This is a genomic window from Citrobacter sp. wls714 (assembly GCF_005281025.1).
Classification (GTDB): domain Bacteria; phylum Pseudomonadota; class Gammaproteobacteria; order Enterobacterales; family Enterobacteriaceae; genus Citrobacter; species Citrobacter werkmanii.
In genome coordinates, this window is record NZ_SZWZ01000070.1 from 1 (window position 1) to 8195 (window position 8195).

Genomic DNA, 8195 nt, shown 5'->3' on the forward strand with positions numbered 1-8195 from the left:
GCGGCGGTGAGCCTCCCTTGCACGTTCACAGGTATAGCGATATCAGAGAAGCAATGCACATAAGGTGAACGGAAACTAATTCAGGGTAAAACGTTCTCCATACATGCTTAACCGAACGGTATTGCGCACACAGCGGGCCTGAGGACAAAGGCAGATTATTCTGCCTGTAAACGAGACGGCGGTGCGGAGTGATAATGCGCGTCAGCCTCGGCAAAACGTTGCTGCATTGCGGTTGAAGGCGCTTTACCCAACAGACTAAAGACGACAATACCGATGCTGCCGAAAATAAAGCCAGGGATGATTTCATACAGACCCAGCCAGGCAAACTGCTTCCAGACGATTACCGTCACCGCGCCGATGATCATCCCTGCCAGCGCGCCGTTGCGGGTCATGCGCGACCACATTACCGAGAACAGAACCACCGGACCAAACGCCGCGCCAAAGCCAGCCCAGGCGTAGCTTACCAGACCCAGCACACGGTTCTCCGGGTTGGCCGCCAGCGCGATGGACACCAGGGCCACAACCAGCACCATGATACGACCAATCCACACCAGCTCTTTCTGGCTGGCATTTTTACGCAGGAACGCTTTGTACAAATCTTCGGTGATTGCGCTGGAACACACCAGCAACTGGCAGCTCAGGGTCGACATCACCGCCGCGAGGATCGCAGACAGCAGAATACCGGCAATCCACGGGTTGAACAGGATTTGCGCCAGTTCAATAAACACACGCTCAGCGTTCTGATTAACGGCACCTGCCAGCGACGGGTTGTTATTAAAGTAAGCGATACCGAAGAAACCAACGGCAACTGCGCCGCCCAAACACAGGATCATCCAGGTCATGCTAATGCGACGTGCATGCACAATGCTATGGTGAGAATCTGCCGCCATAAAGCGCGCCAGAATATGCGGCTGGCCAAAGTAGCCCAGGCCCCAGCCCATCAGAGAAATGATGGCAACAAAATTCAGCCCTTTGAACATGTCTACGTTCTCAATGCTCTTTTGTTTAATCACTTCCAGCGAATCATCGAATCCACCCACGCCGATAATGACCATGACCGGCGTCAGGATCAGAGCAAAGATCATCAGGCTGGCCTGAACGGTATCAGTCCAGCTTACCGCCAGGAAACCACCAATAAAGGTGTAAATGATCGTCGCGGCCGCTCCCGCCCACAGCGCTGTTTCATAGCTCATGCCAAAGGTGCTTTCAAACAGACGCGCCCCTGCCACAATTCCTGAAGCACAATAGATGGTGAAAAACAGCAGAATAACCAGCGCGGAGATAATCCGCAGAATGCGGCTTTTATCTTCAAAGCGACCGGTAAAGTAATCCGGTAACGTCAGGGCATTATTATTGTATTCGGTGTGTACGCGTAAACGTCCGGCCACCAGCTTCCAGTTGATCCATGCGCCCAAAATAAGGCCGATGGCGATCCAGCTTTCTGAAATCCCCGACAGGAAAATCGCGCCAGGCAGACCCATCAGCAACCAGCCACTCATATCGGATGCGCCAGCAGATAACGCGGTCACGAATGGACCCAGGCTGCGTCCACCCAGAATGTAATCGTCAAAGTTTTTGGTTGAACGCCATGCAATAAACCCTATCAATATCATGCCGAAAATATAGACACAGAATGTCACTAACATCGGTGTGCTAATAGCCATCAAAACTCTCCAAAATTATGTATCAGCAATGCCGTGGCTTGCCGTTTTATTACCCTGCCGGAACGTGGCAAAGATATCTATGTTTACCAGGCGACCGTATCCTGCCGGAAGCGATGGTCATTCACAATCGATTTAACACACCATTTACATCAAAATTGATCCAGAGTAGATAGCATTTTTCTGTAGGTTGCACTCTCTCACACTTTTCTTGGTTGCACCTTTGAAAAGTGTTAACTACCGCAGAGAAAAAGATTCCGTAATTTTTATTCGCCCTGTCACGACCCCCATCTTTATTAACATTTCATTCATTTTCAAGCTTGCAAACCACGTCACATTTAACACGGTTGCACAAAGTTGCAACATAGTGGATATTTCTCGGTAACTATCAGACCCGTATTTCAGTACAACAGGAGTAAACGGCATGGGAACCACCACGATGGGGGTTAAGCTGGATGACGCCACTCGCGAGCGTATTAAAACAGCCGCATCACGAATCGATCGCACACCGCATTGGCTGATCAAACAAGCCATCTTTAATTATCTCGAAAGACTGGAAAATGACGATGCACTTCCTGAACTGCCGGCCCTGCTGGCGGGCGCGGCGAATGAGGGTGAAGAGTCAACCACGCCGCAGAATGAAACGCATCTGCCTTTCCTGGAATTTGCCGAACAAATTCTGCCGCAGTCTGTTTCCCGTGCGGCAATCACCGCCGCGTACCGCCGCGCCGAAACCGACGCCGTGCCGATGCTGATGGAGCAGGCACGTCTGCCGCAACCCATCGCCGAGCAGGCGCATAAGCTGGCGTACGATCTGGCCGACAAACTGCGTAACCAGAAGACCGCCAGCGGTCGCGCCGGAATGGTACAAGGTTTATTGCAGGAGTTCTCCCTTTCTTCGCAGGAAGGCGTGGCGCTGATGTGTCTGGCGGAAGCCCTGCTGCGTATTCCCGATAAGGCAACCCGCGATGCGTTGATCCGCGACAAAATCAGCAACGGTAACTGGCAGTCGCACATTGGGCGTAGCCCGTCTCTGTTCGTTAACGCGGCGACCTGGGGACTGTTGTTTACCGGTCGTCTGGTTTCTACGCATAACGAAGCCAGCCTCTCCCGCTCGCTCAACCGTATTATCGGCAAGAGCGGCGAACCTTTAGTGCGTAAAGGCGTCGACATGGCGATGCGCTTGATGGGCGAACAGTTCGTCACCGGGGAAACCATCGCCGAAGCGCTGGCTAACGCACGTAAACTGGAAGAAAAAGGTTTCCGCTACTCCTACGACATGCTAGGCGAAGCGGCGCTAACCGCCGCCGATGCCCAGGCTTATCTGGTTTCTTACCAGCAGGCGATCCACGCCATTGGTAAAGCGTCTAACGGACGCGGCATTTATGAAGGGCCTGGCATTTCGATCAAGCTGTCGGCGCTGCACCCGCGCTATAGCCGCGCGCAATATGACCGCGTGATGGATGAACTCTATCCGCGCCTGAAATCGTTGACACTGCTGGCCCGTCAGTACGACATCGGTATTAATATCGACGCCGAAGAGGCTGACCGACTGGAGATCTCCCTCGATCTGTTGGAAAAACTGTGCTTCGAACCCGAACTGGCGGGCTGGAACGGTATCGGCTTTGTTATCCAGGCCTACCAGAAGCGCTGCCCATTTGTTATCGACTATCTGATCGATCTCGCCACCCGCAGTCGCCGCCGCCTGATGATCCGTCTGGTTAAGGGCGCATACTGGGATAGCGAAATCAAACGTGCGCAAATGGACGGTCTGGAAGGCTATCCGGTTTATACCCGTAAGGTGTATACCGACGTTTCCTATCTGGCCTGTGCGAAAAAACTGCTGGCCGTACCGAATCTGATCTACCCGCAGTTCGCCACCCATAACGCCCACACGCTGGCGGCGATTTATCAGTTAGCAGGGCAAAACTATTATCCTGGTCAGTATGAGTTCCAGTGCCTGCACGGCATGGGTGAACCCCTGTACGAGCAGGTTACAGGCAAAGTCGCGGATGGCAAACTGAACCGTCCATGCCGTATTTATGCGCCAGTAGGTACGCACGAAACCCTGCTGGCGTACCTGGTGCGTCGTCTGCTGGAAAACGGTGCCAACACCTCGTTCGTCAACCGCATTGCTGACACCACTTTGCCGCTGGACGAACTGGTTGCTGATCCGGTCGAAGCCGTGGAAAAACTGGCGCAACAGGAAGGCCAGACAGGTTTACCGCATCCGAAGATTCCCCTGCCGCGCGACCTGTACGGTAAAGGCCGGGAAAACTCAGGCGGACTGGATTTGGCTAACGAACATCGTCTGGCCTCGCTGTCCTCTGCCCTGCTCAATAGCGCGTTGCAAAAATGGCATGCCAAACCGATTCTCGAGCAGCCGGTTGCTGACGGTGAAATGACCCCGGTGGTTAACCCGGCCGAGCCAAAAGACATTGTCGGCTACGTGCGTGAAGCGACTCACAGCGAAGTGGAACAGGCATTACAAAACGCCGTCAATAATGCGCCAATCTGGTTTGCGACGCCGCCACAAGAGCGCGCCGCTATTTTGCATCGCGCCGCCGTTCTGATGGAAGGCCAGATGCAGCAATTGATTGGCATTCTGGTGCGCGAAGCGGGTAAAACCTTCAGCAACGCCATTGCAGAAGTGCGCGAAGCGGTAGACTTCTTGCACTACTATGCAGGCCAGGTGCGCGATGACTTCGATAATGAAACCCATCGTCCGTTAGGCCCGGTGGTTTGTATCAGCCCGTGGAACTTCCCGCTGGCCATTTTCAGCGGACAGATTGCCGCCGCGCTGGCCGCAGGCAACAGCGTACTGGCAAAACCAGCGGAACAAACCCCGCTGATTGCCGCCCAGGGTATCGCTATTTTACTCGAAGCAGGCGTACCGCCGGGCGTGGTTCAACTGTTGCCAGGCCAGGGCGAAACCGTCGGGGCGCAACTCACTTCCGATGAGCGCGTACGCGGCGTGATGTTTACCGGCTCGACGGAAGTCGCCACGCTGTTACAACGCAATATCGCGACCCGCCTTGATGCTCAGGGCCGTCCAATCCCACTTATCGCCGAAACCGGTGGCATGAATGCGATGATCGTCGACTCCTCAGCGCTGACGGAACAGGTGGTGGTCGACGTGTTGGCTTCTGCTTTTGACAGTGCCGGACAACGCTGCTCCGCGCTGCGCGTCCTGTGTCTGCAGGACGATATTGCCGACCACACGCTGAAAATGCTGCGCGGGGCGATGGCGGAATGCCGCATGGGTAATCCGGGTCGCCTGACTACCGATATTGGGCCGGTTATCGATGAAGAAGCCAAAGCCAATATTGAGCGCCATATTCAGGCCATGCGCGCCAAAGGACGTCCGGTATTCCAGGCCGTGCGTGAGAACAGTGACGATGCGCGGGAATGGCAAACCGGTACCTTTATCGCTCCGACGCTGATTGAGCTGGAAAGCTTCGATGAATTACAAAAAGAGGTGTTTGGTCCGGTACTGCACGTCGTGCGTTACACCCGTAACAATCTGGGCAGCCTGATTGAACAAATTAATGCCTCCGGCTACGGCCTGACGCTTGGCGTCCACACCCGTATCGATGAAACCATCGCTCAGGTCACCGGTTCAGCACATGTGGGGAACCTGTACGTTAACCGTAATATGGTTGGCGCCGTCGTCGGGGTGCAACCATTCGGTGGCGAAGGCTTGTCAGGAACCGGACCAAAAGCAGGTGGACCGCTGTACCTGTACCGCCTGCTGGCTAACCGCCCGGAGAATGCGCTGGGCATTACGCTTGCCCGTCAGGATGCAGACTATCCTGTCGATGCGCAGCTCAAGGCGGCTCTCGTGCAACCGCTGGAAGCCCTCACCGAATGGGCCGCCGATCGTCCGTCGCTGCGTGCGATTTGCCAACAGTTTGGTGAACTGGCGCAGGCCGGAACGCAACGTCTGCTGCCAGGACCAACCGGAGAGCGCAATACCTGGACGCTGTTACCGCGCGAGCGCGTACTGTGTATCACCGATGACGAGCAGGATGCGCTGGTACAGGTTGCCGCCGTGACTTCGGTGGGAAGCTTAATTCTGTGGCCGGATGATGCGTTCCATCGCGAACTGGCAAAACGTCTGCCAGTTGCAGTCTCCGGGCGGATTCAGTTTGCCAAAGCGGACAACATCACCACGCAGCCGTTCGATGCCGTTATTTTCCATGGCGATTCCGATCAGCTTCGCGCGCTGTGTGAAGCGGTGGCGGCCCGTGAAGGGGCGATTGTGTCGGTTCAGGGCTTTGCCCGCGGCGAAAGCAATATCCTGCTTGAGAGGCTGTATATTGAACGCTCCCTGAGCGTCAATACCGCCGCCGCCGGAGGCAACGCCAGCCTGATGACAATCGGCTAAGGTTGTGGTTAATTAAGGCTCCGGTAACGGGGCCTTTTTTATAAAGTCAGAGGGAAACATGAAACGAATTTTACTGACATGTGCAGCGCTGCTGCTGAGCGGCCAGGCACTGGCAGATGACTGCGCCAACGCGAATAATCAAGCTGAAATGAACACCTGTGCGGCAGAGCAGTTTAAAGCGGCAGACGCCAAACTTAATGAAACGTATCAGAATGCGCTGAAGCGCGCCGCCCCGACCCAGCGCGATTTACTGAAAAAAGCGCAAACTTCGTGGATAACCCTGCGCGATGCAGACTGTGCGTTAATCAGTTCCGGTACCGAAGGCGGAAGCGTCCAGGCGATGATTTCCAGCCAGTGTTTAACGGATAAGACCAACGAGCGCGAAGCGTTTCTCGCCTCGCTTTTACAGTGTGAAGAAGGCGATTTAAGCTGTCCGCTACCGCCTGCCAGCTAACGCACGCGGATCCCTTCGATAATCATCCGCTGTACGCTCTCAACGGTCTGGTTAAAAAAGGCTTCATCACGCAGCGTTGCGCCCGTTACCGCCTCTACCTGGGGGGCAAAATCTGCATAATGTTGTGTTGAAGCCCAAATCATGAAAATCAGATGGTGCGGATCGACAGGAGCCAGTTTCCCACTGCTGACCCATCCGGCAATCAACGCCGATTTATCATCAATCAGCGTTTTAAGATCACCCGTTAATTCAGCCATCAACAATGGCGCGCCCGCCAGCATCTCCATGCAGAATAACCGGGAAGCCTGCGGGTAATCGCGCGACACTTCCAGCTTAAGGCGAATGTATTCTTTAATGGCCACCAGCGGCGCAAAGTCTTCGCGAAACGCCTTCAGCGGTGCCAGCCAGATATCAAGAATTTGCCGTAAAACGGCAATATAAAGCACCTCTTTTGACGGGTAATAATAGAGCAGATTAGTTTTTGACACCCCCGCCTGCTCTGCCACCTGTTCCAGACGCGTACCGTGGATCCCATATTGGGAGAAGATATTTAATGCCGCGGTTAAAATAGCCTGACGTTTAGCACTGACGGCCTGCGAGCGTTTACCGTTTTTTTTCTCTGCGCGTTGGACCATGCGCCCTCTCCTTCTTGTGAGGGCGTCAGCATACCAAATCACACGGTGAATGGTTAAATTAAAGCGATTCAGGAGGCGCCGTCTGCGGCTGCGATTTTTTCTTCTTGAACTTCAGTTCGCTGACCAGCACGCCAACAATAATGAATGCTGCGCCTAACAAAGCCAGTAGCGGTAGGCGTTCACCCGCCAGACGACCAAAGATCCCCGCCCACACCGGCTCTCCGGTATAGATGACCGTCGCCCGCGTCGGCGAAACGCTGCGCTGCGCCCAGTTCATGGTGACCTGAATAATCGCGCTAAAAATGCCTAATCCCAGCGCAACCACCAGCAATCCTGTCGACATCGGCGGTACAGACTCTCCTGCCGGGGCCATGGCAATAAACGCCACCACAGAAGCGGTTGCCAGTTGCACCACCGTTACCCGACGCACATCTACTTTTCCCGCCCACGCGCTAATCAGAATAATTTCTGCCGCAATTGCCACCGCGCCCGCAAGCGTGATCCACTCACCTTCACCCAGCGCCAGTAAATTTCCCCCCGGCCCGGCAAGAAAAATCAACCCGATAAAGGCCAGTACAATCCCGACACACGGCATTAAACCTGGCATACGCCCCAGACACAGCCATTGCAACAGCGGCACCAGCGGTACATACATCGCGGTAATAAACGCCGATTTACTGCTGGGAATAAACTGCAAACCCCAGGTTTGCAGGCTATAGCCCAGCGCTATCGCAATGCCGATCGCCACGCCGGCTTTAACCTCCAGCCAGGTCAGCTTATGCAACGTTCGCCACGACAGAAGCGCAACGGCCAGCGCAGCAGTCGCAAAACGCACACCGACAAAGAAAAAGGGCCCGCTCAGAGTAACGGCATATTGCACCGCCAAAAACGTTCCACCCCAGAACATGGTGATCACAATGAGGATCGCCTCCTGAGGTTTAACAGAAAAGGAATAACGAGAAAGTAAAGACATGAGACACCCGATTAACAGAATGTCATTAGTCTGCGTTGCGTTTTGTTACAGTTCAACCTTGCAGACAAAAAAAACCGCCGGAAGA

General features: G+C 54.5%; 5 protein-coding genes. 2 read left to right on the plus strand and 3 right to left on the minus strand.

The window, feature by feature from the left end:
• Positions 1 to 155 precede the first annotated feature (155 nt).
• Positions 156 to 1664 carry a sodium/proline symporter PutP gene (gene putP, locus FDX11_RS15465; RefSeq protein WP_038639556.1) on the minus strand — a complete coding sequence of 503 codons (1509 nt, stop codon included), beginning with the start codon at positions 1662 to 1664 and terminating at the stop codon, positions 156 to 158.
• A gap of 421 nt (positions 1665 to 2085) precedes the next feature.
• Here putP and putA point away from each other — a divergent pair, with 421 nt between their 5' ends.
• Together putA and FDX11_RS15475 are read left to right on the plus strand one after the other, a co-directional pair.
• A complete protein-coding gene (gene putA / locus FDX11_RS15470) occupies positions 2086 to 6048 on the plus strand; it encodes a trifunctional transcriptional regulator/proline dehydrogenase/L-glutamate gamma-semialdehyde dehydrogenase (RefSeq protein ID WP_137398182.1) in 3963 nt (1320 codons plus the stop codon).
• A 58-nt stretch (positions 6049 to 6106) separates the two neighbouring features.
• On the plus strand, positions 6107 to 6502 hold the full coding sequence (locus tag FDX11_RS15475) for a lysozyme inhibitor LprI family protein (RefSeq protein ID WP_137349321.1): 396 nt from the start codon (positions 6107 to 6109) through the stop codon (positions 6500 to 6502).
• On the opposite strand, the gene rutR is transcribed toward FDX11_RS15475, so the two are convergent.
• Together rutR and FDX11_RS15485 are read right to left on the minus strand one after the other, a co-directional pair.
• Positions 6499 to 7137, minus strand: a complete 639-nt coding sequence (gene rutR / locus FDX11_RS15480; RefSeq protein WP_137398183.1) for an HTH-type transcriptional regulator RutR — start codon at positions 7135 to 7137, stop codon at positions 6499 to 6501. The genes FDX11_RS15475 and rutR overlap by 4 nt on opposite strands.
• 58 nt (positions 7138 to 7195) lie before the next feature.
• Positions 7196 to 8110 (minus strand): DMT family transporter, encoded by a 915-nt coding sequence (locus FDX11_RS15485; protein WP_042314115.1) that lies wholly within the window; start codon positions 8108 to 8110, stop codon positions 7196 to 7198.
• Positions 8111 to 8195 lie beyond the last annotated feature (85 nt).